The sequence below is a fragment of the Sedimenticola selenatireducens DSM 17993 genome (assembly GCF_000428045.1).
GTDB lineage: Bacteria > Pseudomonadota > Gammaproteobacteria > Chromatiales > Chromatiaceae > Sedimenticola > Sedimenticola selenatireducens.
Window position 1 is genome coordinate 197,173 of record NZ_ATZE01000008.1, and the last position, 25,186, is coordinate 222,358.

Genomic DNA, 25,186 nt, shown 5'->3' on the forward strand with positions numbered 1-25,186 from the left:
CTATAAAAAATGTCTTTTTAACTGTAACACGCCATAGCAGATTGAGCGACAATCAGCCAATGAAATCCCCGATTACCCATCCCTGGAAGCGCCCCGACCTCTTGCTGATGCTGATGGCCGCCGCTGTACCCATCAGTTTTGCCGCCTGGCAGGCGTTGCTGAACAACTTCGCCATCGAGATGGCCGCCTTTACCGGCAAGGAGATGGGTATACTGCAGAGTCTGCGTGAAATCCCCGGATTCCTCGCCTTTGGTGTAATTTTTCTGCTTTTGCTGTTCCGTGAACAGACCCTGGCCTATATCTCGCTGCTGCTGCTCGGCATCGGCACTGCACTGACCGGCTTTTTCCCGTCGGTGATCGGCCTTTACCTCACCACTATTGTGATGTCGCTCGGCTTCCATTATTACGAGACCCTGCAGACCTCGCTCGCCCTGCAGTGGATAGACAAGCAGTCATCCGCCGAAACCCTGGGACGTCTGATAGCCACCGGATCTTTTGCCGCTATCCTCACATTCGGACTGATCTGGCTGGGTAATGACCTGCTGCAGTTGGACTATCAATGGCTCTATCTGCTCACTGGCGGGATTACGGTTATTATCGCCCTGATCGCCTGGATAGCCTTTCCACTGTTTCCCCAGCATACCGAACAGCACAAGCACATGGTGCTGCGGCGTCGCTACTGGCTCTACTATGCACTCACCTTCATGTCCGGCGCGCGTCGGCAGATTTTCGTGGTATTCGCCGGTTTCCTGATGGTAGAGAAGTTCGGCTACTCGGTCGGTGATATCGCCATGCTGTTTCTGCTCAACGCCTCGATGAATGTGTTGTTCGCCCGACGTATCGGCAGGCTGGTCGGTCGGATCGGCGAGCGCAATGCACTGCTGATCGAATATACCGGCCTGATCCTGGTGTTCAGCGGCTACGCCCTGGTCGAGCAGGCCGAACTGGCCGCCGGACTCTATGTCCTGGACCACCTGTTCTTCGCCATGGCCATCGCCCTCAAGACCTATTTCCAGAAAATCGCCGCCCCCGAGGATATTGCCGCCACTGCCGGTGTCAGCTTCTCCATCAACCACATTGCGGCAGTGGTGATACCGGCCAGCTTCGGACTGCTCTGGCTCGCCTCGCCGGAACTGGTGTTCTACTTCGGAGCGGCAATGGCGCTAGTTTCACTGCTGCTCTCCCTGCTGATCCCGGATACTCCGGAGGTCGGTTACGAGCACCGCTTTTCCCGCCTGGCAACAGAACGCTGACCCCTGCCTTGACCGGCAGATCAGATAATCACGGCAGGGCGGCGATGCTATCTACCTCCCGTAGTTTGATGGGGAATCAAAAAATCGATTCCGGCAAGGTTGCCAAGTACGCAAAGATGGGAATAGTTCAGTAAACTGGCATTATCGATCGCACCGGTTTATCCCGAGCAATACGAAACAGGCGTTAACCCCTGTTTCCCGGGCACCCGTCACATCTTTGCAAGCGATTAATGAGGCTCCATGCGATCTGATCGATTGACAGTTCTGTATCTGCAGCTAGAATTGACGGTTCGTCAATATACTCAAGAGTCCCAGGCGTTGGTTCATGAGCCCAGGTATTGTCAATACAGAGCGACTGCTGGCGCGCGAACAGGAGTTGATTCAAGCCGCTCTGAGTATTATGGAGCAGGACGGCACCGCAGGGTTGACCATGGACAAGGTCGTGGCGAGAGTCCCCTATTCCAAGGGAACCGTCTACAATCATTTTTGCAGCCGGGAAGATCTGCTGACCGGCATTTGTAACGCCGGTATGGCAAGTCTCGCGGAGCTGTTTACCCGGGCCGCTGCGTTTCAGGGGACCACCAGAGAGCGGTTGCTGGCCATCCACTACGCCTACCTGTTACACGCCTTGCTGGATCCCACCAGATTTATGCTGGTTATCTCGGCCAAGACTGCCAATCTGATTGAACGCACCTCGGAGCGCCGGCTTACCGCGCACTATGAACTGGAAGGCCGCCTGATGGATCCCATGCTTGAATTGGTGGACGAGGCCATAGCGACAGGCGAGTTGACACTGGCTCCCCACCTGAGTCGTCGGCAGATTGTGTTTACCAACTGGGCCGGGAGTTTTGGCGCCATCTCCCTGTTGATCAACAGCCAGGACAAATGCAGCTGCAGAGACGGCCTGGATACCCAAACCGAGGTATTCAATCACGCCAACCTGCTGCTGGACGGTATATTGTGGCAACCGCTGGCGCATGAATGGGATTACGACTCGACACTGAAACGCATCAGGACAGAGATATTCCCCCGGGAATCCGTATTGATGGACAAACCGGGAGAAGATCTCCAGTGCCAGGAAAAAATGCCCAATCTCAAGACAGACGGTTAGCTGTTGCGAAAAAACTTTCCAAGTCAGTTAGCAGTTTCCGGATCACAGCACAGGTGTAATTGCCGCATTCAGGTGCACCCATCAAGGAGAAAGACATCATGCACCAGAAATTGACACCCTGGATTTTGAAGCATCCGGTGATTGTCATACTGGCCACTATCCTCCTGGTTGCAGTGGTGGCCTCCGGAGCCCGACATCTGGTCTTCAAAAGTGACTACCGGGTGTTTTTCGGCAAGGAAAACCCCCAGTTGAATGCCTATGAGGCGATCCAGAAAATCTACAACAAAAGCGATAATGTCGCTTTCATCATCGCCCCAAAAGATGGCCGGGTCTTTACCAGCGAACGGCTCGAAGCGATCAGGGAACTCACCGAAGCCTCCTGGCAGATCCCCTTCTCCACCCGGGTCGACTCCATCACCAACTACCAGTACAGCTATGCCGACGGCGATGAACTGATTGTTGAAGACCTGGCCCTGGAACCGCTACAGATGGATCAGGCTGCCCTGGAGCGTGCCCGGAACATTGCCATCAATGAGCCGCTGCTCAGAAACAAACTGATCTCACCCCAGGCGCACGTGACGCTGGTAAACACCACGGTGCAACTCCCGGGGATCAATCCCGTGGAAGAGGTACCACAGATCGCCAGCAAGGTCCGTGAACTGCAAAGCCAGTTTATAGCGAAGAACCCGGATGTGGACGTCTATCTCTCCGGCATGGTGATGATGAACAACAGCTTTGCCGAGGCCTCCCTGGAGGACAGCGCCACCCTGGTGCCGGTGATGTTTCTGATCGTGGCGCTGGCCATCGGGTTACTGTTGCGGACCATCACCGGCACCCTGTCCACCATTCTGATCATCATCTTCAGCATTACCACGACCATGGGCATAGCCGGCTGGACCGGGTTCTACCTGACCGCTCCCTCCGCCAGCGCACCGACCATGATACTGACCCTTGCAGTGGCCGACTGTATTCATATCCTCACCACCCTATTCCATGAGATGCGTAATGGGGTCGCAAAACGCCAGGCCATTCTGGACAGTTTGCGAATCAATTATCAGCCGATTTTTCTCACCAGCATTACCACCGCCATCGGCTTCCTCAGCATGAACTTTTCCGACTCCCCACCGTTCCGGGACCTGGGCAACCTGGTTGCCATCGGCGTGATGCTCGCCTTTCTCTTCTCCGTCACCCTGTTTCCCGCCCTGCTGTCGCTGCTGCCCCTGAAAGTGAAGCCGCACAAGGCGCGGGGCGATCTGATGATGCACTTTGCCGATTTTGTCGTGCATAACCGCCGCTGGCTGTTGCCGATTACATCCCTGATCATGGTTTTCATCATGCTGTTTCTGCCACAGAACAAACTCAATGATGATTTCGTCAAATATTTCGACACCACGGTCCCATTCCGACAAGCCACCGATTTCATGCAGGAGAACATCTCCGGCATGACCACCATGGAGATCTCCCTCGACGCCGGAAAATCCAGCGGCATCAACGATCCGGCTTTCCTGCAGAAACTGGAGCAGCTGAGCCAGTGGTTGCGCGACCAACCAGAGACGGATCATGTCAACACCCTGAGCGACACCCTGAAACGGCTCAATCGCAACATGCATGCGGATGACCCATCCTGGTATCGCCTGCCCGACAGCCAGGAGCTGGCAGCACAGTACCTGCTGCTGTATGAGATGTCCCTGCCCTATGGACTGGATCTGAATAACCAGCTTAACGTGGACAAATCCTCCACTCGCCTGATTGCAACCTTCGACAACATGACCAGCAACGAGCAGATTGAACTGGAGCAGCGGATACTGCACTGGCTTGAACTCAATGCCCCCGAATACCAAGTGACCATCGCCAGCCCGGCCCTGATGTTCTCCCATATCGGCCAGCGCAATATTCGCAGCATGCTGCTGGGCGTCACCTTTGCACTGATCCTGATCTCACTGCTGCTCGGCATTGCCCTGAAATCGATCAAGTTCGGCCTGATCAGCCTGCTACCGAATCTGACTCCGGCTGCAGTTGGCTTTGGTGCCTGGTATTTCATCAACGGCCAGGTAGGATTGGCACTGTCGGTGGTGGCCGGCATGACCCTCGGCATTGTGGTGGATGATACGGTCCACTTCCTGAGCAAATACCTGCGGGCCCGCCGGGAGCGTAACGCTAACCCGCATGCGGCGGTGCGTTACGCCTTCAGCAGTGTCGGCCGGGCACTCTGGATCACCACCCTGGTGCTGGTCTGCGGTTTCATGGTACTGGCCCAGTCCACCTTCAAGGTGAATGCCGATATGGGACTGTTGACGGCACTGACCATCCTGATCGCGCTGGCCATCGACTTCCTGTTCCTGCCGCCGCTACTGATGAAACTCGATACCCACCCGATTACCACAACTGAAGGAGCCATAAAGGATGAGAAGGCAAAGAATGCCGCTTAGAATATTCCTGATACTGACACTGCTTGGCGTACAACCGCTGTTGCATGCTGAATCGGCGGAAGAGAAAGGCCAGGCCATCGCCGCCGAGAGCATTGCCCGAGACACCGGCTGGGGTGACATGAAAGCCGATATGCAGATGATCCTGCGCAACCGACAGGGTGAGGAGAGCCTGCGTGAAATCCGCATGCAATCCCTCGAACAGGAGAACGATGGCGACAAGAGCCTGACGGTGTTCGACAAACCACTGGATGTGAAGGGCACCGCCTTCCTCAGCTTTTCTCACGCCCTGGGAGCCGATGACCAGTGGCTCTACCTGCCGGCATTGAAGCGGGTCAAACGAATCTCGTCACGTAACAAATCCGGGCCCTTCATGGGTTCCGAGTTTGCCTATGAAGACCTCAGCTCGTTCGAGATCGAGAAGTACACCTACAAGTACATCAAGGACGAAGTGATTGATGGCCTGGACTGCTTCGTGGTCGAACAGTACCCGGTGGACAAGAATTCCGGCTACACCCGCCGCCTGGTATGGATTGACAAGGCGGAATACCGGGTACAGCGAGCGGAGTTCTATGATCGCAAGGACAGCCCGCTGAAAACCCTCACTTACACCGGTTATCAACAGTACCTGAACAAATACTGGCGACCGGACCGGATGGATATGGTCAATCACCAGACCGGGAAAAGTACTGAACTGCGCTGGATGAATTACCAGTTCGGGAGCGGTCTCGACGAGGCGGATTTTAATAAAAACAGCCTGAAGCGTGCCCGTTGACATGAGCCGAGGATGTCAGATAAAGCAGTGGCTGCCCATTATCCTGTTGGTATTGCCGGCTATCGGTGCCGCAGAAAACCGGTTGGAGACCAGCGGCAAGGCGGGCCTTGAGTTACGGTTGTTTCCGCACAGTCCCCAGTTTGCCGAACAGTATGATACATCCAATCTCTCCGGCTTTTTTGAGCCGCAGTTTTTCTACACCTGGAACGATGATGCCGACTATGTGAAGTTCATCCCCTACCTGCGCTGGGACCAACACGACCGGGAACGCAGCCATGGCGATATCCGGCAACTGAGCTGGAGCCATATCGGCGACGACTGGGAATTGCACAGCGGGATCAACAAGGTGTTCTGGGGCGTCACCGAGTTTCAGCACCTGGTCGACACCATTAACCAGACGGATGGGGTTGAGGATATCGACGGCGAGGACAAACTGGGGCAACCCATGATCCACCTCTCCCTGGCTAGATCCTGGGGCATCCTGGACCTGTTCGCCCTGCCCGGTTTTCGCGAGCGCACCTTTGCCGGTATCGACGGACGCCTGCGAAGTGGACTGGTGGTGGACACCAGCCAGGCGGCCTATGAATCTGCAGCCCGTGACACCCATCTTGATCTGGCGGCCCGCTGGAGTCGCACCCTGGGCGACTATGATATCGGCCTGCACTGGTTCCGTGGCACCAACCGGGAACCGCTCCTGCTGCCTGGCACGGATGGCGGCGGCAACCCGGTCCTGACTCCTTACTATGAACAGATCAACCAGCTCGGCATGGATCTGCAGGCGACGCTGGATGACTGGCTGTGGAAACTGGAGATGCGCTGGCGCGACGGTCAGCGCGACAGTTTCTGGGCTCTGCAAGGCGGCTTTGAGTACACACTGTACGGCATCGCCGACAGCGACACCGACCTGGGACTGCTGCTGGAGTACGGCTGGGACGAACGGGGAACCCGTTCCACCAGCCTGGCCCAAAATGATCTCTTTTTTGGCGCGCGCATCGCCCTGAATGATGCCGAGAGCAGTGAACTGTTGGCCGGTATCGGTTATGACCTGGATTATCACAGTCATAGCCTGCAGATAGAGGCCAGCAGCCGCATCGGCAGCGGCTGGAAGGCCAGCCTGGATCTGCGCCTGTTCTCCGGGAACGAGCTCAATGATCCGCTTTCGGCACTGCGCCGGGATGATCATTTGCAACTCACCCTGGAACGCTATTTCTGATTGCCAGCCCTGTCAGCCAGCCACAGGGCGTCCCGTGGACGACGCCCCCTCCTGCTTCATCAACCCAGCACTGAATCCCAATCTTTCCAGACCGGCTCAAAGCCCTGGCGGCGGATCATTGCCGCCACCTCTTCGGCGCTGCGCTCGTCGCTGATCTCGAACTGCTCCAGCGCCTCCTCCTCAATGGAGTAGCCGCCCGGCTCGGTCTTGGAACCGGCACTCATGGAGGTGATGCCCAGCTTCAGCAGGTGATCGCGAAACTCGGGACACTCCCGGGTGGAGAGGGAGATCTCCACATTCTCGCTATAGATCCGATAGGCGCAGATCAGCTGCACGAAATCCCGATCCGTCACTTCCACATTGGGTGACTGCACTCCGGCCGCCGGCCGCAAGCGTGGCAAAGAGATGGAGTACTTGGTCTGCCAGTATTGACGCTCCAGATAACCCAGGTGCAGGGCGATAAATCCGGCATCGGTACGCCAATCCTCCAGCCCCAGCAGAGTGCCCAGGCCGATACGATGAATTCCAGCACGCCCCAGCCGATCCGGGGTCTCCAGGCGGTATTCGAAGTTGCCCTTCTTGCCTTTCGGGTGATATTGCTTGTAGTTGTTCCGGTGGTAGGTCTCCTGATACAGCAGCACACTGTTGAGGCCTTTCTTGATCAGTCGTTCATAATCGGCCTGATCCAGGGACTGCACCTCCATGGAGAGGCTGGAAAAATAGGGCCTGACCCACTCCAGCGCCTGCTCCAGATACTCCACCCCGACCGTGCGATTGGCCTCACCGGTCACCAGCAGCAGATGTTCGAAGCCATGACTCTTGATCGCCGCCACTTCCTGCATGATCTGCTGCTGATTCAGGGTCCGGCGTTCCAGCTTGTTGTGCACGCTGAAACCGCAATAGGTGCAGATGTTGTGGCACTCGTTGGAGAGATACATCGGGATATAGAGCTGGGTGGTATTGCCGAAGCGCTTGCGCGTGAGCTTATAGCTCAGCTGCGCCATCTGCTCCAGATAGGGCACCGCCACCGGCGAGATCAGGGCACAGAAATCATCCAGGTCCCGCTTGCCGTGCCTGTTCAGCGCCCGCTCCACATCGGCAGCCTGCTTGCTGTTGATGCGTTCCGCCATCCCTTCCCAGCTGTGACATTCGAAGGTGTCCAGAAAGGTCATTTCATTTTTACTCCTGTCCAAGGAATGCAGTGAGCGGGCTACTCGCCTCGGCCGCTTTACTGACATTGCCCAGCCGCGCCTCGTAGGCCATGCGACCGGAGAGGGTAGCCATTTTGAACGCCTCGGCCATGACAACCGGGTCGCCAGCCACGGCAATGGCGGTATTCACCAGCACCGCGTCGGCCCCCATCTCCATCGCCTCGGCCGCCTGTGACGGCGCGCCGATACCGGCATCCACCACCACCGGCACCGTGCTCTGTTCGATGATAATCTCCAGCATGGCACGGGTCTGCAGCCCCTGATTGGTACCGATGGGTGCGCCCAACGGCATCACGGCGGCGGCGCCCGCATCTTCCAGACGCTTGCAGAGCACCGGGTCGGCATTGATATAGGGCAGGATGATAAAGCCCTCTCTGGCCAAAATCTCGGTGGCCGCCAGGGTCTCGATGGGGTCCGGCAGCAGATAGCGCGGATCGGGGTGGATCTCCAGCTTCAGCAGATTGGTCTGCAGCGCCTCCCGCGCCAGTTGCGCCGCCAGCACCGCCTCCTTGGCAGTGCGCACGCCCGAAGTATTCGGCAGCAGGTTGACGCCGGGGATCTGCAGATGGGAGACCACCTCGTCCTCCTGCTCCTGCAGCCGCACCCGCCGTAGCGCCACGGTGACCAGCTCACTGCCGGAGGCGACCACCGCATCGTGCATCAATTGATTCGAGCCGAACTTGCCGGTGCCGAGAAACAGCCGTGACTGAAAGGTATGTTCGGCAATTTTTAATGGTTCAGTTTTCATGCTTTACCCGTTCCTTGAATAACGGAGAGACCACCGGTTGGCTCAACCGCCCTGGACCGGGGCAATTACCAGTACCCGATCCTGCGCCTGCAGCCGGTAGTCGGGCCACTCATCCTGGCGGATGACGGTGTCGTTCACCGCCACCGCCACCGGGCGTCCACCGGTGAGGTCGGCAAGCAGCGACGCCAGGGTCTGACCGGGCTCGATCCGGGTCTCTTCATCATTCACAAAAATATTCATTGCCCAGCCTCAGGCCTCTTTGTAGATCTCGCTGCCACCGGCGGTGAACTCCTGCGATTTTTCGCTCATGCCCACCTCCACGGCGGCCGCCAGATCATCCAGCCCCCGCTTGTTGGCGTACTCGCGCACATCCTGGGAGATTTTCATGGAGCAGAACTTGGGACCGCACATGGAACAGAAGTGGGCCACCTTGGCCGACTCCTTGGGCAGGGTAGCGTCGTGATACTCCCGCGCCCGCTCCGGGTCGAGTCCCAGGTTGAACTGGTCCTCCCAGCGGAACTCGAAGCGCGCCTTGGACATGGCGTTGTCGCGAATCTGCGCGCCGGGATGTCCCTTGGCCAGGTCCGCCGCATGGGCGGCGATCTTGTAGGTGATAATGCCCTCGCGCACGTCTTCCTTGTCCGGCAGGCCGAGATGCTCCTTCGGGGTGACATAGCAGAGCATGGCGCAGCCGTACCAGCCGATCATGGCGGCACCGATGCCGGAGGTAATGTGGTCATAGCCCGGGGCGATATCGGTGACCAGCGGACCCAGGGTATAGAAGGGGGCCTCGTAGCACTCCTGCAGCTCCTTATCCATGTTCTCCTTGATCATCTGCATCGGCACATGACCGGGACCCTCGATCATCACCTGCACATCATGCTCCCACGCCTTCTTGGTCAACTCGCCCAGGGTCTCCAGTTCGGCAAACTGGGCCTGGTCATTGCCATCGGCGATGGATCCGGGGCGCAGCCCGTCACCCAGTGAGAAGGCGACATCGTAGGCCTTCATGATCTCGCAGATCTCGTCGAAGCGGGTGTAAAGGAAATTCTCCTGATGATGTGCCAGGCACCACTTGGCCAGGATGGAGCCGCCACGGGAGACAATGCCGGTCACCCGCTGGGCGGTCATCGGGACGTAGCGCAGCAGCACGCCGGCGTGGATGGTGAAGTAGTCCACCCCCTGTTCCGCTTGCTCGATCAGGGTATCGCGCATCACCTCCCAGTTGAGGTCCTCGGCGATGCCACCCACCTTCTCCAGCGCCTGGTAGATCGGCACCGTGCCGATCGGTACCGGCGAGTTACGCAGGATCCACTCGCGGGTCTCGTGGATATTCTTGCCGGTGGAGAGATCCATGATGGTATCGGCGCCCCAGCGGATGCCCCAGGCCATCTTCTCCACCTCTTCCTCGATACTGGAACCGAGCGCGGAGTTACCGATATTGCCGTTGATCTTGACCAGGAAGTTACGGCCGATAATCATCGGCTCCAGCTCGGTGTGGTTGATATTGGCCGGGATGATCGCCCGGCCTCGCGCCACCTCTTCGCGGACAAACTCCGGAGTGATCTCCTTGGGGATTGCGGCACCGAAGCTGAAACCGGGGTGTTGTTGCTGCAGCAGCCCCTGCTCCCGCGCCTCCTGCAGGCGCATGTTCTCGCGCAGGGCGATGAACTCCATTTCAGGCGTCACTATGCCCTTGCGGGCATAGTGCATCTGGGTCACATTGGCACCGGACTTGGCCCGGCGCGGCTCGCGCAGATGCTCAAAGCGCAGGGCATCCAGTTCCGGATTATCTTTCCTCTGGCGGGTGAACTGAGAACTGACTCCGGACAGTCTTTCGGTGTCATTCCGCTCTTCGATCCAGCTACGGCGGATCTCCGGCAGGCCCGCCCGCAGATCGATTTTCGCATCGGGATCGGTATAGATTCCGGAGGTGTCGTAGACCAGCACCGGCGGATTCTTTTCCGCGCCAAAACTGGCCGGTGTATCCGTCAGGGAGATCTCACGCATCGGCACCCGAATATCTGGGCGACTCCCCTGCAGGTAGATCTTGCGGGAACCGGGAAAGCTCTCGACCGCCATGTTGCCGGTATCGACTGAGTGCTGTGGCTGCGTGTTGTCTTTGGATTGCATTGCGTTTCGTCCTCCATTAAGGGGATGGGTCAGACGAAACGGGGGTTTGAACGGAAAGGAAGGAGTGTCGCTCTTGTTTAGCCTGCAGAACAGAGCCAGCTTCCCTACGCCGGTATGACCCGGATCAGGTTCAAAGGGTATTTCTCAGCCACCTCCCGGTGGCACCCCCGCTTCTATCAGGGCAGAGTATCCGCCCACATGCGCCACATGGTACAGCAAACGAATGCAGCGCGGCAATGTTCAAAAAAACTGTCTGATTACCCACCTTACTCAATCGCATGCGGAAAAAAGCATGGCCGCGAATGATGGGTTATTGCAAATGCCTCACCGGCGGACGGTGCCGCATCCAATCTGCCCGAGGGCGGGCCTCCTACAAAATCGGCAGATAGCCTGGCAGGGTGGGCACATTCTTGTGCCCACGCGGGAGATGCGACACCGGACATATGGTGGATGCGCCCGGCCATGCCTCAGAACTCCAGCCGCATCAGCAACTCCGCCATGTCCGGCCGCCAACCGAATTCACTCAGCCTGACCCGGTTATTCAGTACTACCACATCCTCTTCCTGTAGCCGCTGCTTCTGCCGTTCGGCCTGGGGCGAGCCGGCCGGAAAGGCGATTCGCCCGTCACTTCTGAGCACCCGGTACCAGGGCACTGTCTGGTCGTCCGGCACCTCACCCAAGGCCCGTCCCACCAGACGGGCTCGCCTGGGCAGGCCGGCCAGATCGGCGATCTGCCCATAGCTGGCCACCCGGCCCTCCGGGATGGCCTGTACGGTACGCCAGATGCGTTGATAGTTGTTCACCTGCCTACCCATCTACCTCACCCACCTTCAGGAAAAACTCTGACATTTCCGGATCGTTTGCCGGTTCCAGTTGTGTGCACAATCCGGGATTCCGATTGTAGGTCGTGTTGGCCAAAGGCGTAACCCGACAGGCATTGTTCAGCACAACACCTGAGTTGTGAATAAATAGAATCTGTAGCTGACAAAACGGTATTAGCCCGTTTGTTGCAACGCACAATAATGAGCGATACACTCCTCATCAATCTAACCGTTCGCTGGGAGCGACTATCATGCGTCGAGTGGTGTTTAATCAGAAGGGAGGTGTGGGCAAGTCCACTATCACCTGCAACCTGGCGGCCATCAGCGCCACCCGCGGCAAACGCACCCTGGTGATCGACCTGGACCCGCAGGGCAACTCGACCCGCTACCTGCTCGGTACCAATCCCGCCGAACTGGATGATACCCTGGTGGACTTTTTCAAGGAGATCCTCTCCTACAGCTTCAAACCGAAAGGCCCGGCGGCCTATATCCACGAAACCCCGTTCGAGAACCTGTACCTGATGCCGGCCCACCCGGAGCTGGAGGATCAGCAGGGGAAGCTGGAGTCACGTTACAAGATGTTCAAGCTGCGCGATACTCTGCAAAAACTGGAAGGTTTCGATGAGATTTATATCGATACCCCGCCGGCCCTCAACTTCTACACCCGCTCCGCCCTGATCGCCGCCAACGCCTGCCTGATCCCGTTTGACTGCGATGACTTCTCCCGTCACGCCCTCTACACCCTGCTCGGCAACGTGCGTGAGATCCAGGATGACCATAATGATGAACTGAAAATTGAAGGTATTATTGTCAATCAGTTTCAATCCCGCGCCCGGCTGCCCCAGACCCTGGTCAACGAACTGATTGAAGAAGGGCTGCCGATTCTCGACACTTACCTCTCACCCTCCATACGCATCCGGGAATCCCATCAGAGTGCCCAGCCCATGATCCATTTCGACCCGAAACATAAACTCACCCGGGAGTATGAGGCACTGTACGGCGCACTGGGCCAGAGGGTAGCGGCGGAAGCCTAATTTACCGGCTCCGGCAGTCGGGCTGAAAGCGCCTGGAGAAAATCTCCGGAAAACACCTTCACACCCCGCTGCCGCGCCTGCCGTATCTTGTCCCAGGCGGCGGCATAATCACCCTGCCGATAGAGTGAGCGGGCCCAGTGCTGCCAGACCGGCAGATAATCCCCATCCAGCGCCACCGCCGCCGCAAATCGGGCATTCGCCTGATCGAACAGCGCCACACCTTGCCCGACCCGGGCGCTTTCGGCCTGCTCGCCCTGTAGTGAATACACCGTTCCCGTATCCGTCAGCAGCGCCGGTTTCTGATAAACGTCATCCACAATATGCAGGGCCTGTTCAAGATAGCCTGCAGCACCCGCCAGGTCATCCCTGAGCACCAGCACCTGGCCAAAGCCCCAATAGACCTGGTAATTGGCCGGATCCAGCAGCCAGGCCTGGTTCAATCGGCGCATGGCCGCATCCAGATCGCCCAGGCGCAGGATATCAAGCGCCTGCCTGGACCACTCCCGGCTGGCCCGCTTCAGGTCCCCCCGATAACGGTAGCCCTCCTGTTTAACGAAGGCCGCATCTTCCCGTTGCAGATAATCGGAACGGGCGAGTTGGGGCTGACCGTACATGGGCAGGACCTCGATCGCCTCCTTCTCCGCCACCGTCATGCAGCCGCTGAGCAGGAGCGTGATCAGCAAGATAATTTTGCTTCTAAGTACGTTCATTCAGTTGTAAATATTCAGCTATTCCAAAACACACGGAGGGGTAGGATGGGCAAAGCATCGGCACCTCGCTCGCCCCTTACACCCGGGCAACGGGCGTGCCCATCGTCCACCGCAGTGATGGGCACGCTGCGCTTTGCCCATCCTACGTGTTATCCGATTATATATTGTGTATCAACCCTGCTCACGCAGGCGTGCAATCCGATCCTCGATTCTGGGATGGGTGCGGAACAGATCACCCAGCCCCTTGCCCCCGGCAATACCGAAGGCCGCCAGCTGGTCCGGCAATCCATCCGCCTGCTGCATGCCACCGAGCCTCGCCAGGGCGTTGATCATGCTGTTGCGGCCGGCCAGTTTGGCGCCACCCGCATCGGCCCGGTACTCCCGCTGACGCGAGAACCAGAAGACGATCATGCTGGCCAGAATCCCCAGCACCAGTTCAGCCACGATGGTGGTGATCCAGAAAGCCGGGCCGTGTCCACGCTCGGTCTTGAACACCACCCGGTCCACCAGATGACCCACCACCCGGGAGAGCACGATCACAAAGGTGTTCACCACACCCTGTATCAACGCCAGAGTCACCATGTCGCCATTGGCCACGTGACTTACCTCGTGCCCGAGTACTGCCTCCACTTCCGCGCGGCCCATCTGTTGCAGCAGGCCGCTGCTCACCGCCACCAGGGCGTCATTGCGGTTCCAGCCGGTGGCAAAGGCGTTCATCTCCGCACCCTCGTAAATCGCCACCTCCGGCATGCCGATGCCCGCCTGCTGCGCCTGTCGCTGGACCGTGCTGACCAGCCACTGTTCCGCCGCGGTTGACGGGGTCTCGATTACCCGTAGTCCCATCATCCGCTTGGCCGTCCACTTGGATATAAAGAGTGAAATCAGCGAACCACCAAATCCCAGTACGGCGGCAAAAATAATCAGGGAGTTCATATCCAGACCCACCCCCTGCTGATCGAGAATCCGCTCCACGCCCAGCAGACGCAAGGTGACGGAGAGTACCGCGATCACCGCCAGGTTGGTGGCCAGGAACAGAATAATTCGCTTCATTGGGTCAGGACTCCAAAAATTAAGAATACTCGGGAGATAGGGATAACGACGGGTGTTTTCAAGAATTTAGCAGGGTCGCCACCCCACAGGCAATGTTGCAGTAAATCCAACCATAAAAAAGGCCCCCGCCTTTCAGCGAGGGCCTTGTCAGCTGCCTGATCGACAGAAACTGGTTATTCTGCTTCTGTCGGAACAGCGATCAGGATGCCTTGCGGCCGCGCCAGGTCAGACCCAACAGGCCGATAGCCATCAGTGCCAGCGGCGCCGGGGCCGGCACGCCACTTGGGGGCAGACTACCCTGCTCAAGCAGGGCATAACGCAGTTGACCACCGGCGTGCAGGACCTCACCGATCCCGTTGCCCCAGAATGAGACTTGGGTAAAGTCACCGCTATCGTCAAACGCCGCAACAAAGATTTCAAAAACGCTAGTTAGCGGATTGTTCTGTGACGGAAACAGTCCGTCAGCAGTGCTGGTCGCACTACCCACCAGGATGGGGGCGCCGCCATCGAACGAAATGAACAGTTCGGTCACCGGAGCATGGCAACAGGTGGCCCAGTCGCCCACCTCAAACCCGACCGCATTTACGGCGCTGTTAAACGTAAAGGTAATACCGCTGCCAAAGTAATCCAGCGGATCGGTCCGCGGATTGGTACCACCACCTGCCGGGTCGATTCTGATCGTTTGGCCCGACAGTGAGCCATAGGTGGTCACAGTACCGCTGCCACCATCATTCTGGGTAATCGTGTAGTCACCCCGGTTGATGCTGGCTCCACTCGTCATACCTGACCAGATGTCAGCGGTCACCGTCGCGCCGGCGCCGGTTACAGTGGCATCGAAGGAGGCCACACCTGCCGTGACCCCGTCATATACCGTTACGATGGTCGCGTTGGCCGCCGTGCCGATTGTCATTGCAACAATCGCACCCGCCAGTTTAAGTTTTCCAATCATTTTCACTTCTCCTTGACTCGTCTTGTTGTTCGAACAGCGTGATGGTCTTAAGCTCACCAATATTTACCATACCGTCCCCACGGTTTGAGTTTTGCAAAAAACATGCCGACAAGTGGATATTGCGAATAATATATTGATATTGTTATTTTTTAATTGGCACGACGACTTCGCAAAAGTCCGCAACAACAGGATTGTGTAAAAAAAACCAACATAAATTTCTTTGACAAAGCCAATCCGGATGCTATGGCGGCGAGAGAGTGACCCCGTATATTGCGGATATTTTCTTTCGGCTTCACCCTGGAGGAAAATTAAATCCCCAGGTCACGACCTGTAGCCAATGCTGCCGGCCACACAATCCTGACACTGCCGTCAGCAGGCGTGAATGTGACTAAGGCAACTCATCGCGGATATAACGATAAAAACCGCTGATTTCCGCATCGCTGAACGGGTTTTCATACGCGGTGTAACTGTCGCCGCGCAGCCCCCCCAGCAGGCGGGCCAGCCACTCGTCATCCGGTATTGAGCGGGCGAAAGCACCGAAATTTCCGATCACTACCGATGTATCCTGCGCCGGTGCAATATGGCAGCCCAGGCACAGCTGCTGATAGTCCGACACCGTCTGGTATTTGGTCAGTGAATCCAGTGGCTGTTGGAGGTCGACAGGGAACCGGATTGGAAACCGTTGACTCATCTCTCCGGCGGCCTTGAGCAACGCATCGGAACCGATAGCCCGCAGTTGTAACCCTTCGATCTGATCCAGCAGGCTCGCCTCATCCAGCCCTGACTCCTGCAGATAGTAACGCGCCAGGAGCGGCAGTACATTGAGGCTGCTGGCGATTCGCCCCTCGATCCATTGGCGTTTTTCGGCCGACAGCTTTTCTTCAACCAATAACCGGCTGTCGCCGGCGAGCAGCGCCAGCTCCACGGCGAATCGTCGCTGATGTTCTCCCGCCGAAAAAACAGTGGCCGGAATCAACAAGGCGATTCCGGCCACCAGTCCCACAAGAAACCGGCTCATCAGAGCTTGATTTCCTCGGTCATTGGCAGTGATTCATCCGCACTCCATTCGACCATTGAACCGTCATACAGCCGGGATTTTTTGTTACCCATCAATTCGCTGCCGACGAACCAGCCAAGAGACGCCCAGTGCCCGGTATTGCAGAAGTTAATGGCATCACCTTCTGTCGGCACATTGGCTACCTGGTAGAGTTTCTTCAGGGTTTCCACGTCGCGGAATTTGCCGCCGCCGTTAACAGTCAGCCAGCTCTCAGGCAGATTCTGTGCCTGCGGGATGGTGCCGCTGCGTTTCGACTTGGGATGCCGGTTGATACCGCGATACTGATGGGTCGGACGGTTATCGATCAGCGTCACACCATTGCCGGATGCTTGCTGCACATCCGCCTTGGTGGCCAGCAGCGCCTCATTCAGAGCAGCCTTGAAGGTTTTCGGGTCCGGGCTGTTATTGCCCTTTTCCAGCGTATTCTTCTTGTCCGCGGTATAGGCGGCCAGGCCACCATCCAGGATGGAGACATTGTCATGCCCCAGCAACTTGAAGGTCCAGTAGACCCGCGTCGCACTGCCCAGATCCAGCGCGTTTTTGCCGGCATGATAGATCACGACGTGCGTCTTGTTGTCCACGCCAAGATCGCCGATCAGCTTTTCCAGCTTGTCCACGGGCGGAAGCTGGCCGGGTATTTTGTCAACCTCAACACGCCACCCCCCCTTGAGATAGTCGGTATGCACCGCGCAGGGAATGTGAGCCCGCATATAGTCTGTTTTGGAACCACCATCAATCGGGTTACGGATATCCAGCACACGCACGTCGGCATTACAGCTGTTGGTCTTTACCCAGTCCACATCCACCAGCGGGGTAGCACCCCAGGCTATGGAACAGAGACCCAGCAGCGCCAATCCACCACCGATTTTTTTCGTTATGTTCATTTTCATCCTCCTGGTTATTTAGAGCACAATCAGACGTTCAGCGACCAGAATCTCATCAAGTATCTGATCCCAATCACTGTCCGCAAGGTTGTCACCTGCTGCATCGTAGTGATACAGATTACAACGCGTTAAAAAATGATCTATTCCCGCCTCAACGGTTTCGCTGTCGGGAAAGAGACCCGTCTTTAATACAGCTATGTTCATTGTTCGTACGACCTCCCTAAAGATTGATTACGCTGTCGGCCTGCAACAGCGCGAGGGAAAGAGCGGCACTATCAACGAACGGTAACTCCTCACCGGGAACCGTGGTTTCCGGTTCGATGTCGCACAATTCCAGCGTCTCCGCCTGTTCAATGTTCTCCGCAGTCTCTTCCACCGGACCCGTCATGAAGATCAGGCGAACCCCATGGCCGGCGATGGTCAGCCCCGCCGCTACACGCATCGCTTCCGCATGATCCCGCCGCGCCAGTACAACCAGGTTTTTATTCGGCATGCATCCTCTCCTACAGACTGATAATCCGGTCCGCTTCGCCGACCATAATGCTGTTCTGGGTTTGGCTGCCCAGTTCCACCGGGCAGGGCTTGTCGCCCATAAAGCGGGCCCAGGAGTGCTCACAGACCACCACCCGTTGCGCACAACAGGCCGCCTCCTGCATGCCCGGCTCCGCCAGGATGTTCACCCCGTCATTGGTAAAGAAACAGCTCCAGCGGGTGCCCTTTCGCTTGCAGGCGGCCGCCAGTGGCAACAACACTCGACCGGCATCCGGTGTCGATACAATAAACAACAGATTCACGCATACCTCCCTTTGCCCAATGGCGTTTTAGTGACGACTGACCTGCCCGTTTTCAGGAGCCTGTCAACGTCTTGTTATCTTCGTAGCTTTCTGAATCGACCGGCAGACTGCCATCAGCAGACCAGGCTCGCCAACCTTCGATCAAAACCTGCACCGGTTGGGGCCAGTGGGCCTGCAGGCGGACGAAGGCGGCGACCGAATCACGTGGTGCGTGACCGTAAACCACCGTATCCACACCCGCTTCAGTCAATCGGACCGGGGAGCCGGTTTCCAGGGCCACAGGCTCTGCACCCGGAATGTGTCCGCCGCGCCAGCCCCGTATCTGCTCACCCCAGTACTCCTCCTGACTCCGCGCATCAAGCAGTCGCAAGTGTTGATTTCCGTTCAAGCGTTGCTGCAACTCCCGGCGCAGCACGATCTGTGCACCCCGGGGCATCGCGACATAGTGCCGCTCACGACTCATGCTGCGTCGCTGGCCAGCCGCGAAAGCATAATCCCCCGAGGCGATCAGCCGACTCAGCGGTGGCTGCAGCACCAGCACACTCCGCTGCCCGGCCAGATAGAGCACGCCGGCGATAAAGTCGCGGGCTTCACCCGGTCGACCCGCGACCACCACTGTTTCACGCCCCTCCAGCCCCAGCGTGCCCAGCAACCAGACGATGTCCCGCAGGCTCGGCAGACGACTACTGTGGCCGAGCAGCTCTTCTGCCGCGAGGCAGCGGGCACCCTGAATGCTGCGTTTTTCACACTGTTCAAGCGGGCGCGTATCCAGCATCCGCCAGTGGCCGTCTTCCGGCAGACTGTCAATAAACCGCAATCCGCTCGCCGTAGCCGGAAGCGCCATCACGGCCAGCAGACCCAGGCAGCAGACGGCAGCAAACCGGATCACTGATCTAGCAGCCGCCAAAATGCCTTTTCACCGGTGCGCTGCCGGTTGCCTTCACGGGCGGGTTCTCCAGGTAGTAACCCACCAGTTCCACGACCGGAATCTGCCCGTAGTCAGGGCCCAGGTCCACGTCAGAGAACGCCTCCATCGGCTGCGGCTGGCTGGCGGCCAGGCGTTTCTCCTCCGGGACTGCCGCATAGGAAAACAGCACCGCACTGAGGCCCAGCGTACCTACCAGACTGAGAACATTAAAAATCACCACTTCCCGACGCATCATGCAGTCTCCTCAGGATGAATCACTGGTCATGCTCATATAAAGCACAGCCATCGACAAAACGAACATGCCTATTTGAATCCAGGTTTGCAGACTCAGATCCATGGTTCACTCCCCCTTGTAGTGACGAATCAGTTCACCCATGTTCAGCGGCTCGCCCCCTTCGGGGTTGATCACCTGGGGTGTGTAGAACGGCACGCCATCACGGTCCGCATGGAGATAATCCGGCTGGGCAATGACAATATAGGAGAGCGATCCAACAGAGACCGCTGTCACCGCGACGGATAGAGTCAACATGGCCAAATAACCTTTTGTCATGGCCCGATCCTATTGCCGGCGGACTATGACACGCCAGTAGCGGTCAGCTTTCAACGTGCCCAGATGAGTGCTGTTGAGTTCCGGCATCATCGGCGGAATCGCCTCCATCGAGGTGGGATTGTCGATGCGCACCTCAATCACGTCACCCGCCGCCGCCCCGGAGAGCGCCTTCTTGGTCATCAACTGCGGACGGGGGCAGGAGTCGCCGATACAGTCCACAATCTGGCTCACCGGATAGGTGTTGCCATCTTCCAGCGTAACCTCGCCGGTCGGACCCGCGGATTCCGTCGATTTATTTTTATTACGTCCAAAAAGTCCCATGAGATCTCCTCCTGTGGAGTGCTGTTCAGGATTTGCTTTCCAATACTGTCCGGGCGGCGGCCACCGGCTGGCTTACCGGGGCATGTTGCTCGGCGATGCGGCGTTCCTTGCGCAGGATCGCCTGGTAGATGGCATAGAGCACTGCGGTCTGGATCAGACCGAAGAATAGTGCCGGGATACCGGTCTCCTCCTGCAGGGTGGCCGCATTGGCAAAGCCAAATTGCAGACCCGCCAGGTTGGGTTCACCGGTCATGGTGGCCGAGGCCGGCGGCCAATAGGTGTAGGACCAGACCAGGGAGAAAAGGAACATGCCGATAAAGGTAAACAGCAGCGCCCAGATGGCGCCTACGTTGCCCTCACCCGCCTTGACCCAGGTGGAGACGGTGCAGGCGCCGGCCAGCACCATGCCGATGCCGAACAGGAACAGTCCGATAACCTGGTTGATACCGACGTCAAACTGCAGCGGAACTCCATCACCGAAGGTCATGAAGGTGGTGAAACCGACCGTGAGAATCATCATGGTGACCAGCAGCGCCTTGGTATTGCGATAGGTCTTGAACAGCATGGCATCGCGCAACGCTGCCGTGTTACAGAAGCGCGAACGCTGTACCAGAAAACCCACGGCGGAACCGAAGATAAAGGCAGCGAGACATTGACCGACAACCGACATATCAACCCTCCAGAACTTTCTTGTAGATGAGTGAGCCGACCCAGGCCCCGGCAATGATGCCGGTAATCGACAGATAGCCGCCCAGGTTCATCTGCGGCGTCAGTCCAAAGAAGGTGCTCACATTGCAGACGAAGGCGAGACGGATGCCGATCCCCATCAGCAGTCCGCCGATGGTAATCATCACCCACTCGGAGAGATGTTTCGGGACACGCCAGTAGAACTCCTTGCTCATCAGCGCGCCCACCAGGGCACCGAACAACATGCCGAGGCTGATATAGATCTTCCAGTAACCGGCATCGGGCTTGAAAACCAGATCCCAGAACGGAATGCGGGCCAGTTCATCACCCAGGAAAAACTCGGCAATGAGACCGGTCATCATGGTCTCGCCGCCACCCACGGTCCAGGCGCCGACCGTCAGAAACAGAAAGATATTCAAGACCGCGATAATCGCCAGGGAGATCACCGGGTCGAAGGTCTTCTTGAAAAAATCCATGCACCCTCCAATGCCAGTTCGTTATTGTTGACAGAGAAGTGCAAACCGGGTGCCAATCGGGATTTATATATTTTTATTAATTATTACAAAAGCTTAAATATCTAATGAAATACTGATTCTGATCTGTTTTGAACAGGGGCTGTCGCAAAATGAATCACCCCGACTGACCCATTTTGCGCCTCAGGGTCGAACGACTGATCCCCAGCACACGCGCCGCCGCCACCTGATTCTGGTCATTCGCCTCCAGCACCGCACGAATATGTCGCGCCTCAAGTTCGGCGATAGTCAACGTGGTTTCCGCGCGCGCCTCACTCACAATGGCCTTGCCCGGGGTGGAGATAATGATCTGGTGCGCCTCCAGCACCGGCCCGGGAAAAAGGGCAAAACTGCGTTCGATGATATTCTCCAGCTGGCGCACATTGCCGGGCCAGTCATACTGCTGCAGCTTCTCCTGGGCCGCCGTGGAAAGCCCCAGGTCGTCACGTCCGAGGCGTTCTCGCAACTGGTGCACGAAATGCCACGCCAGCGGCAGGATATCATCGCGCCGCTCGCGCAGGGCCGGCAGATGAATCGGCAACACGTTGAGCCGGAACAGCAGGTCGCTGCGAAACTCACCCCGGGCCGCCATCTGCTCCAGATCCCTATTGGTGGCGGCGACCACCCGGACATTGACCCGCACAATGCTGTTACCGCCGACCGGTCTCACCTCCCCCTCCTGCAGGGCCCGCAGCAACTTTGCCTGCAGGCGTGGACTGACATCCCCCACCTCATCCAGAAACAGGGTCCCGCCATCCGCCTGCTGAAACAACCCTTCCCGGTTTCCGCCGGCACCGGTGAAGGCGCCCTTTACATGGCCAAACAGTTCCGAATCGAGCAAATCCTCCGGCAGGGTGCAGCAGTTGATCGGCACGAACGGCTTGTCCGCCCGGGCGCTGGTGCTGTGCAGTGCCTGTGCAACCACCTCCTTACCGGTCCCGGTTTCCCCGGTGATCAGCACCGGGATGTCGCGCTCCTGGATACGCGCCACCACATCCAACACCTGCTGCATGGCGGCGCTGGCGGCAATGATGGAGCGAATCTGTTCCCGGCCATCCAGGGCCATGCGCAGGCGTTTTACCTCCTCCTGCAGCGCCCTGCGTTCCAAGACCTTACGGACCCGCAGCATCAGTTCATCGGGGTTGATCGGCTTGGTCAGGTAGTCATAGGCTCCCAAGCGCATTGCCTTGACGGCTGTTTCAATGGTGCCGAAGGCGGTCATGACAATGCTCTCGGTGGCCAAACCACGCTCCTGCAGCTGAGTCAGCAGGTCGATACCGCTCTCCATACCCAAGCGCAGATCGGTGATGACCAGATCAATCGACTGGGTTTCGAAATAACCCAGCGCCTCATCAATCCCTGCGGCTTCAAACGGTACAAAACCTTCCGCCTTCAGCAGCAGACTCACGGTCTTGCGAATGGAAAACTCGTCATCGACAATCAGTACGTTACCCATCGTTCGTCACTTCCAGGTCAAAAGCCACTTCGGTGCCGGAACCCTCCCGGCTGGTGATGTTGAGCACCGCACCGTGCTGCGCCAGAATACGCTGCACCACGGGCAAACCGAGGCCGGTACCCTCCTTTCTGCTGGTAAAAAAGGGCTTGCTGATTTCAGACATCAGGTCTGCGGGAATGCCCCGGCCGTTATCCACAATACTGACATTGAGCCGGTCACCGGTGCGCTGTAAGCGGATAATCAGTTTCCCCTCACCCGTAATCGCCTGCAATGCATTCAACATCAGATTGAGCAGCACCTGGCGCATCAGATCAGGATCGAAGCGACAACGGTTATCCTCCTCATAACGTCGCTCAAAGCGAATTCCATCCGCATAACGGGGGTCCTGACTAATCAGCCCAATAGTCTGCTCAACCAGCAGTTTCAGGTCTCCATCCTCCAACCTGGGGGCCGGCAGTCGGGAGAACATCAGGAAATCGTCCAGAATACGTTGCAGGCGGCGCGACTCGGTGTTGACGATATCCACGACCGCCGTGTGATCCTCGGCTGCAAGTTGCGCATTGCCCAGCAGTTTTACCGAATTGATCAGCGCCACCATCGGGTTGCGGATCTCGTGAGCGATCGATGCGGCCATCTCACCGACACAGGCCAACCGCTCCGCCTCGGTGCGCTTACGATGCTCCTGTTCCATCTGCCGGGAACTGCGCTGCAGCGAAGCCGCCATCAGATTGAAGGCCCGGGACAGCGTTCCCGTCTCATCCTGGCTGCGCACATTCACCCGGGCATCCAGGTCCCCGCCGCCAATCTTTTTTGCCGCCAGTGTCAGCTCGTGCAGGTTTCGGGTCACTGCAAGGGAGAGCAACCAGGCGGCAACACTGCCGATCACCAGCGCCAGCAGGGTATATTGAATGCCGCGATTGCGAGTCTCGGTCAGGGCATTTTCAAGATTTGTGGTAGATAACCCCAGCACCACGAATCCCACCCGGTTATTCTCAATCAGGACCTCTTCCCGGAGATCCAGTACCCGGTCATCAACTGCCAACGGGAACTGATCATTCTGTTCGATGACTGGTCCGACCTGACGCCCTACCCGCCCCTCCCGGGTGCTGGCCATGACAAACCCCCGAACATCGACGACTTCACCATAGGAGACATCTTCCCGTTCACCGACCCGGCGGGTTACCTCTGCCAGCGAGGCCAGATCCTCGGCCAACAAGGCATTGGTCGACGCCACTACCATCAAACTGGCCAGTGAGCGTCCCTGATTGACCATCTCCTGACGCAGTTCATGGGACTGGCGCTCAACGGCCTCCCAGGTGAACAGCCCCATCAGCACAACATGCACCAGGGCCACCGAAATGATCAGTCGCGCACGCAGGGTATGGAACAGGCGGGGAACCCATCGACTCTGTTGCCCCAACATTGGGGCGGTTGAAAACAGAGGGGTGTCTGTCACGGCTTCACCTCCAGATACTCTGCATCGGCGGCGGACTCAAAACCCCGTTTGAATCCCATCTGCTTGATGATCGTCTGGCCATGCTCAGTTTCAGCAAGCCCCACCAACGCCCGGTAGAGTCGATCAATGTCTTCAGCCGACAAGTCATCCCGAACAGCTATTGGCATCTGTGGCTGCGGCGGTGTCTCGGCAATAATCTGCAGATCCTCGCGCACCGCTTGTGGCATTGACCGTAACGAAGGGCGCCATGTCCCGATGATATCAACCAGCCCGTTATGCAAGGCCAGAATGGCCGAATCCTGTGAGCCGAAATACTGCACCTGCATTTGTCTGTCCACGTCGATGCCGATCGAATTCAGGTAATCCCGAACCATGACAGTCGCCGCAAAGGCACCCGGATCAGGAAATCCGATACGTATCCCCGAAGGCAGTGAATCAGCCGACAGGGCTCGGATGGGGCCGCTGTTGCGGGTCACCAGGATGCCCGTAAAGGGTTCGGACGCCACCTTGACAATTACCCGATATCCGTATTGACGGGAGCGCCCGTAAAGCATCGGGTTAAGATAAATGATGTCATATTCTCGCTGTGCCACTTTCTCCATAAAAGCGGAGAAACTGCTACTGGTGACAAACTGTACCGGGCGTCCCAGTTGCTGACCCAGATACCCGGTCAACGGCAGAAACATACCGGCCAGCTTGGTCGGGCTCTGCAGAGGCAGAACACCGAAGCGAAGGTATCCCGGCTCCTGATTTTCGGCCGACACCCCAGCCGATAGCAACAGGGCCAGCAACAATGCCGGCCAGCCAAATCTTCGTCCCAACTCCAACCTCCCACACCGCAAAAAATTATGGATGGCAAATGCACCCCATGCGGGGTCCGGCATTTCATGCCTATCAGACCAGGGGGCTGCCTACCTCAAAATATAAGTTATGGTTTAATTATTGGAGCAGACCGGACTTTATTATTAGTAGGTTCTGTTGACACAGCCCATGACCCATCTGGGAAGCGCTCCTCCATAGATAACCATATCAGAGTATGGCGCGCTGACTCCACCTTGGTTTGAAAAGGGTGGAGGGCGCACGTCATTTTCAGGTATTGAGCCATTT

General features: G+C 57.7%; 28 protein-coding genes and 1 riboswitch. Of the genes, 6 read left to right on the forward strand and 22 right to left on the reverse strand.

From position 1 onward, the window contains the following. Positions 1-59: 59 nt before the first annotated feature. From A3GO_RS0107415 to A3GO_RS0107435, 5 genes are all read left to right on the forward strand, one after another. The gene (locus A3GO_RS0107415) at positions 60-1,253 is read left to right on the forward strand and encodes an MFS transporter (protein ID WP_029132867.1); all 1,194 of its coding nucleotides are present in this window, start codon (positions 60-62) and stop codon (positions 1,251-1,253) included. Positions 1,254-1,578: 325 nt separating this feature from the next. Continuing rightward, a complete protein-coding gene (locus tag A3GO_RS22985) occupies positions 1,579-2,364 on the forward strand; it encodes a TetR/AcrR family transcriptional regulator (protein WP_051301940.1) in 786 nt (261 codons plus the stop codon). 98 nt (positions 2,365-2,462) lie between these two features. Then, the gene (locus A3GO_RS22990) at positions 2,463-4,793 is read left to right on the forward strand and encodes an efflux RND transporter permease subunit (RefSeq protein ID WP_037374852.1); all 2,331 of its coding nucleotides are present in this window, start codon (positions 2,463-2,465) and stop codon (positions 4,791-4,793) included. Further along, the gene (locus tag A3GO_RS0107430; RefSeq protein ID WP_029132868.1) at positions 4,768-5,565 is read left to right on the forward strand and encodes an outer membrane lipoprotein-sorting protein; all 798 of its coding nucleotides are present in this window, start codon (positions 4,768-4,770) and stop codon (positions 5,563-5,565) included. Before A3GO_RS22990 ends, A3GO_RS0107430 begins: the two co-directional genes overlap by 26 nt. A 1-nt stretch (position 5,566) precedes the next feature. Beyond that, positions 5,567-6,778 carry a hypothetical protein gene (locus A3GO_RS0107435; RefSeq protein WP_037374853.1) on the forward strand — a complete coding sequence of 404 codons (1,212 nt, stop codon included), beginning with the start codon at positions 5,567-5,569 and terminating at the stop codon, positions 6,776-6,778. Between the two features lie 59 nt (positions 6,779-6,837). Here the strand turns inward: A3GO_RS0107435 and thiH are convergent, their stop codons facing one another. The 5 genes from thiH to A3GO_RS0107460 all read right to left on the reverse strand — a co-directional run bounded on the left by thiH (position 6,838) and on the right by A3GO_RS0107460 (position 11,685). Then, positions 6,838-7,950 (reverse strand): 2-iminoacetate synthase ThiH, encoded by a 1,113-nt coding sequence (gene thiH / locus A3GO_RS0107440; protein ID WP_029132870.1) that lies wholly within the window; start codon positions 7,948-7,950, stop codon positions 6,838-6,840. A 7-nt stretch (positions 7,951-7,957) separates the two neighbouring features. After that, positions 7,958-8,737 carry a thiazole synthase gene (locus A3GO_RS0107445; protein ID WP_029132871.1) on the reverse strand — a complete coding sequence of 260 codons (780 nt, stop codon included), beginning with the start codon at positions 8,735-8,737 and terminating at the stop codon, positions 7,958-7,960. Between the two features lie 42 nt (positions 8,738-8,779). After that, positions 8,780-8,977 (reverse strand): sulfur carrier protein ThiS, encoded by a 198-nt coding sequence (gene thiS / locus A3GO_RS0107450; protein WP_029132872.1) that lies wholly within the window; start codon positions 8,975-8,977, stop codon positions 8,780-8,782. A gap of 9 nt (positions 8,978-8,986) precedes the next feature. Beyond that, on the reverse strand, positions 8,987-10,870 hold the full coding sequence (thiC, locus tag A3GO_RS0107455) for a phosphomethylpyrimidine synthase ThiC (RefSeq protein WP_029132873.1): 1,884 nt from the start codon (positions 10,868-10,870) through the stop codon (positions 8,987-8,989). Between the two features lie 83 nt (positions 10,871-10,953). Further along, a riboswitch (TPP riboswitch) is annotated at positions 10,954-11,049 on the reverse strand. Positions 11,050-11,337: 288 nt separating this feature from the next. Next, positions 11,338-11,685 carry an MGMT family protein gene (locus A3GO_RS0107460; RefSeq protein WP_029132874.1) on the reverse strand — a complete coding sequence of 116 codons (348 nt, stop codon included), beginning with the start codon at positions 11,683-11,685 and terminating at the stop codon, positions 11,338-11,340. 257 nt (positions 11,686-11,942) lie between these two features. Here A3GO_RS0107460 and A3GO_RS0107470 point away from each other — a divergent pair, with 257 nt between their 5' ends. Then, positions 11,943-12,725: a ParA family protein gene (locus tag A3GO_RS0107470; protein WP_029132875.1), complete on the forward strand. Its 783-nt coding sequence runs from the start codon at positions 11,943-11,945 to the stop codon at positions 12,723-12,725. On the opposite strand, the gene A3GO_RS0107475 is transcribed toward A3GO_RS0107470, so the two are convergent. The 17 genes from A3GO_RS0107475 to A3GO_RS0107555 all read right to left on the reverse strand — a co-directional run bounded on the left by A3GO_RS0107475 (position 12,722) and on the right by A3GO_RS0107555 (position 24,900). Then, positions 12,722-13,408 carry a tetratricopeptide repeat protein gene (locus tag A3GO_RS0107475; RefSeq protein WP_157606749.1) on the reverse strand — a complete coding sequence of 229 codons (687 nt, stop codon included), beginning with the start codon at positions 13,406-13,408 and terminating at the stop codon, positions 12,722-12,724. The genes A3GO_RS0107470 and A3GO_RS0107475 overlap by 4 nt on opposite strands. A 198-nt stretch (positions 13,409-13,606) precedes the next feature. Continuing rightward, complete coding sequence (gene htpX, locus A3GO_RS0107480; RefSeq protein WP_029132877.1) at positions 13,607-14,485, reverse strand: protease HtpX; 879 nt, start codon at positions 14,483-14,485, stop codon at positions 13,607-13,609. A gap of 199 nt (positions 14,486-14,684) precedes the next feature. After that, the gene (locus tag A3GO_RS22995) at positions 14,685-15,434 is read right to left on the reverse strand and encodes a PEP-CTERM domain protein (RefSeq protein ID WP_037374854.1); all 750 of its coding nucleotides are present in this window, start codon (positions 15,432-15,434) and stop codon (positions 14,685-14,687) included. 388 nt (positions 15,435-15,822) lie between these two features. Continuing rightward, on the reverse strand, positions 15,823-16,452 hold the full coding sequence (locus A3GO_RS0107490; protein WP_029132878.1) for a hypothetical protein: 630 nt from the start codon (positions 16,450-16,452) through the stop codon (positions 15,823-15,825). Further along, the gene (locus A3GO_RS0107495) at positions 16,452-17,375 is read right to left on the reverse strand and encodes a sulfurtransferase (protein ID WP_051301941.1); all 924 of its coding nucleotides are present in this window, start codon (positions 17,373-17,375) and stop codon (positions 16,452-16,454) included. The genes A3GO_RS0107490 and A3GO_RS0107495 overlap by 1 nt, the downstream gene beginning before the upstream one ends. 18 nt (positions 17,376-17,393) lie before the next feature. Then, the gene (locus A3GO_RS0107500) at positions 17,394-17,579 is read right to left on the reverse strand and encodes a hypothetical protein (protein ID WP_029132880.1); all 186 of its coding nucleotides are present in this window, start codon (positions 17,577-17,579) and stop codon (positions 17,394-17,396) included. Positions 17,580-17,595: 16 nt separating this feature from the next. Then, positions 17,596-17,868, reverse strand: a complete 273-nt coding sequence (locus A3GO_RS0107505; protein ID WP_029132881.1) for a hypothetical protein — start codon at positions 17,866-17,868, stop codon at positions 17,596-17,598. Between the two features lie 10 nt (positions 17,869-17,878). Further along, positions 17,879-18,169: a hypothetical protein gene (locus A3GO_RS0107510; RefSeq protein ID WP_029132882.1), complete on the reverse strand. Its 291-nt coding sequence runs from the start codon at positions 18,167-18,169 to the stop codon at positions 17,879-17,881. A 52-nt stretch (positions 18,170-18,221) separates the two neighbouring features. Continuing rightward, the gene (locus A3GO_RS0107515; protein WP_029132883.1) at positions 18,222-19,058 is read right to left on the reverse strand and encodes a rhodanese-like domain-containing protein; all 837 of its coding nucleotides are present in this window, start codon (positions 19,056-19,058) and stop codon (positions 18,222-18,224) included. Positions 19,059-19,062: 4 nt separating this feature from the next. Beyond that, a complete protein-coding gene (locus tag A3GO_RS0107520) occupies positions 19,063-19,332 on the reverse strand; it encodes a hypothetical protein (RefSeq protein ID WP_029132884.1) in 270 nt (89 codons plus the stop codon). Between the two features lie 105 nt (positions 19,333-19,437). Further along, positions 19,438-19,647, reverse strand: coding sequence for a hypothetical protein (locus tag A3GO_RS0107525; protein WP_029132885.1), 210 nt, complete (start codon positions 19,645-19,647; stop codon positions 19,438-19,440). A gap of 9 nt (positions 19,648-19,656) precedes the next feature. Further along, on the reverse strand, positions 19,657-19,968 hold the full coding sequence (locus tag A3GO_RS23000; protein WP_051301942.1) for a sulfurtransferase TusA family protein: 312 nt from the start codon (positions 19,966-19,968) through the stop codon (positions 19,657-19,659). Positions 19,969-19,993: 25 nt separating this feature from the next. Then, positions 19,994-20,638 (reverse strand): YeeE/YedE thiosulfate transporter family protein, encoded by a 645-nt coding sequence (locus A3GO_RS25265; protein ID WP_051301943.1) that lies wholly within the window; start codon positions 20,636-20,638, stop codon positions 19,994-19,996. 1 nt (position 20,639) lies between these two features. Continuing rightward, on the reverse strand, positions 20,640-21,131 hold the full coding sequence (locus A3GO_RS0107540) for a YeeE/YedE thiosulfate transporter family protein (RefSeq protein ID WP_029132886.1): 492 nt from the start codon (positions 21,129-21,131) through the stop codon (positions 20,640-20,642). Positions 21,132-21,285: 154 nt separating this feature from the next. Continuing rightward, positions 21,286-22,623 carry a sigma-54-dependent transcriptional regulator gene (locus A3GO_RS0107545; protein WP_029132887.1) on the reverse strand — a complete coding sequence of 446 codons (1,338 nt, stop codon included), beginning with the start codon at positions 22,621-22,623 and terminating at the stop codon, positions 21,286-21,288. Beyond that, the gene (locus tag A3GO_RS0107550; RefSeq protein ID WP_029132888.1) at positions 22,616-24,079 is read right to left on the reverse strand and encodes a sensor histidine kinase; all 1,464 of its coding nucleotides are present in this window, start codon (positions 24,077-24,079) and stop codon (positions 22,616-22,618) included. The genes A3GO_RS0107545 and A3GO_RS0107550 overlap by 8 nt, the downstream gene beginning before the upstream one ends. Further along, complete coding sequence (locus A3GO_RS0107555; protein ID WP_169720379.1) at positions 24,076-24,900, reverse strand: phosphate/phosphite/phosphonate ABC transporter substrate-binding protein; 825 nt, start codon at positions 24,898-24,900, stop codon at positions 24,076-24,078. Before A3GO_RS0107555 ends, A3GO_RS0107550 begins: the two co-directional genes overlap by 4 nt. Positions 24,901-25,186 lie beyond the last annotated feature (286 nt).

Excerpts from the sequence above, each read along its gene's own strand:
- A3GO_RS0107445 (WP_029132871.1), bottom strand. The coding sequence starts at position 8,737 with ATGAAAACTGAACCATTAAAAATTGCCGAACATACCTTTCAGTCACGG.
- A3GO_RS0107470 (WP_029132875.1), top strand. The coding sequence starts at position 11,943 with ATGCGTCGAGTGGTGTTTAATCAGAAGGGAGGTGTGGGCAAGTCCACT.
- A3GO_RS0107540 (WP_029132886.1), bottom strand. The coding sequence starts at position 21,131 with ATGGATTTTTTCAAGAAGACCTTCGACCCGGTGATCTCCCTGGCGATT.
- A3GO_RS0107490 (WP_029132878.1), bottom strand. The coding sequence starts at position 16,452 with ATGAGCCGGTTTCTTGTGGGACTGGTGGCCGGAATCGCCTTGTTGATT.
- A3GO_RS0107460 (WP_029132874.1), bottom strand. The coding sequence starts at position 11,685 with ATGGGTAGGCAGGTGAACAACTATCAACGCATCTGGCGTACCGTACAG.
- thiC (WP_029132873.1), bottom strand. The coding sequence starts at position 10,870 with ATGCAATCCAAAGACAACACGCAGCCACAGCACTCAGTCGATACCGGC.
- thiS (WP_029132872.1), bottom strand. The coding sequence starts at position 8,977 with ATGAATATTTTTGTGAATGATGAAGAGACCCGGATCGAGCCCGGTCAG.
- A3GO_RS0107415 (WP_029132867.1), top strand. The coding sequence starts at position 60 with ATGAAATCCCCGATTACCCATCCCTGGAAGCGCCCCGACCTCTTGCTG.
- A3GO_RS0107545 (WP_029132887.1), bottom strand. The coding sequence starts at position 22,623 with ATGGGTAACGTACTGATTGTCGATGACGAGTTTTCCATTCGCAAGACC.
- A3GO_RS0107430 (WP_029132868.1), top strand. The coding sequence starts at position 4,768 with ATGAGAAGGCAAAGAATGCCGCTTAGAATATTCCTGATACTGACACTG.
- A3GO_RS0107525 (WP_029132885.1), bottom strand. The coding sequence starts at position 19,647 with ATGACAAAAGGTTATTTGGCCATGTTGACTCTATCCGTCGCGGTGACA.
- A3GO_RS0107435 (WP_037374853.1), top strand. The coding sequence starts at position 5,567 with ATGAGCCGAGGATGTCAGATAAAGCAGTGGCTGCCCATTATCCTGTTG.
- A3GO_RS25265 (WP_051301943.1), bottom strand. The coding sequence starts at position 20,638 with ATGTCGGTTGTCGGTCAATGTCTCGCTGCCTTTATCTTCGGTTCCGCC.
- A3GO_RS23000 (WP_051301942.1), bottom strand. The coding sequence starts at position 19,968 with ATGGGACTTTTTGGACGTAATAAAAATAAATCGACGGAATCCGCGGGT.
- A3GO_RS0107500 (WP_029132880.1), bottom strand. The coding sequence starts at position 17,579 with ATGAACATAGCTGTATTAAAGACGGGTCTCTTTCCCGACAGCGAAACC.
- A3GO_RS22985 (WP_051301940.1), top strand. The coding sequence starts at position 1,579 with ATGAGCCCAGGTATTGTCAATACAGAGCGACTGCTGGCGCGCGAACAG.
- A3GO_RS22990 (WP_037374852.1), top strand. The coding sequence starts at position 2,463 with ATGCACCAGAAATTGACACCCTGGATTTTGAAGCATCCGGTGATTGTC.
- thiH (WP_029132870.1), bottom strand. The coding sequence starts at position 7,950 with ATGACCTTTCTGGACACCTTCGAATGTCACAGCTGGGAAGGGATGGCG.
- A3GO_RS0107495 (WP_051301941.1), bottom strand. The coding sequence starts at position 17,375 with ATGAACATAACGAAAAAAATCGGTGGTGGATTGGCGCTGCTGGGTCTC.
- A3GO_RS22995 (WP_037374854.1), bottom strand. The coding sequence starts at position 15,434 with ATGATTGGAAAACTTAAACTGGCGGGTGCGATTGTTGCAATGACAATC.
- htpX (WP_029132877.1), bottom strand. The coding sequence starts at position 14,485 with ATGAAGCGAATTATTCTGTTCCTGGCCACCAACCTGGCGGTGATCGCG.
- A3GO_RS0107520 (WP_029132884.1), bottom strand. The coding sequence starts at position 19,332 with ATGATGCGTCGGGAAGTGGTGATTTTTAATGTTCTCAGTCTGGTAGGT.
- A3GO_RS0107505 (WP_029132881.1), bottom strand. The coding sequence starts at position 17,868 with ATGCCGAATAAAAACCTGGTTGTACTGGCGCGGCGGGATCATGCGGAA.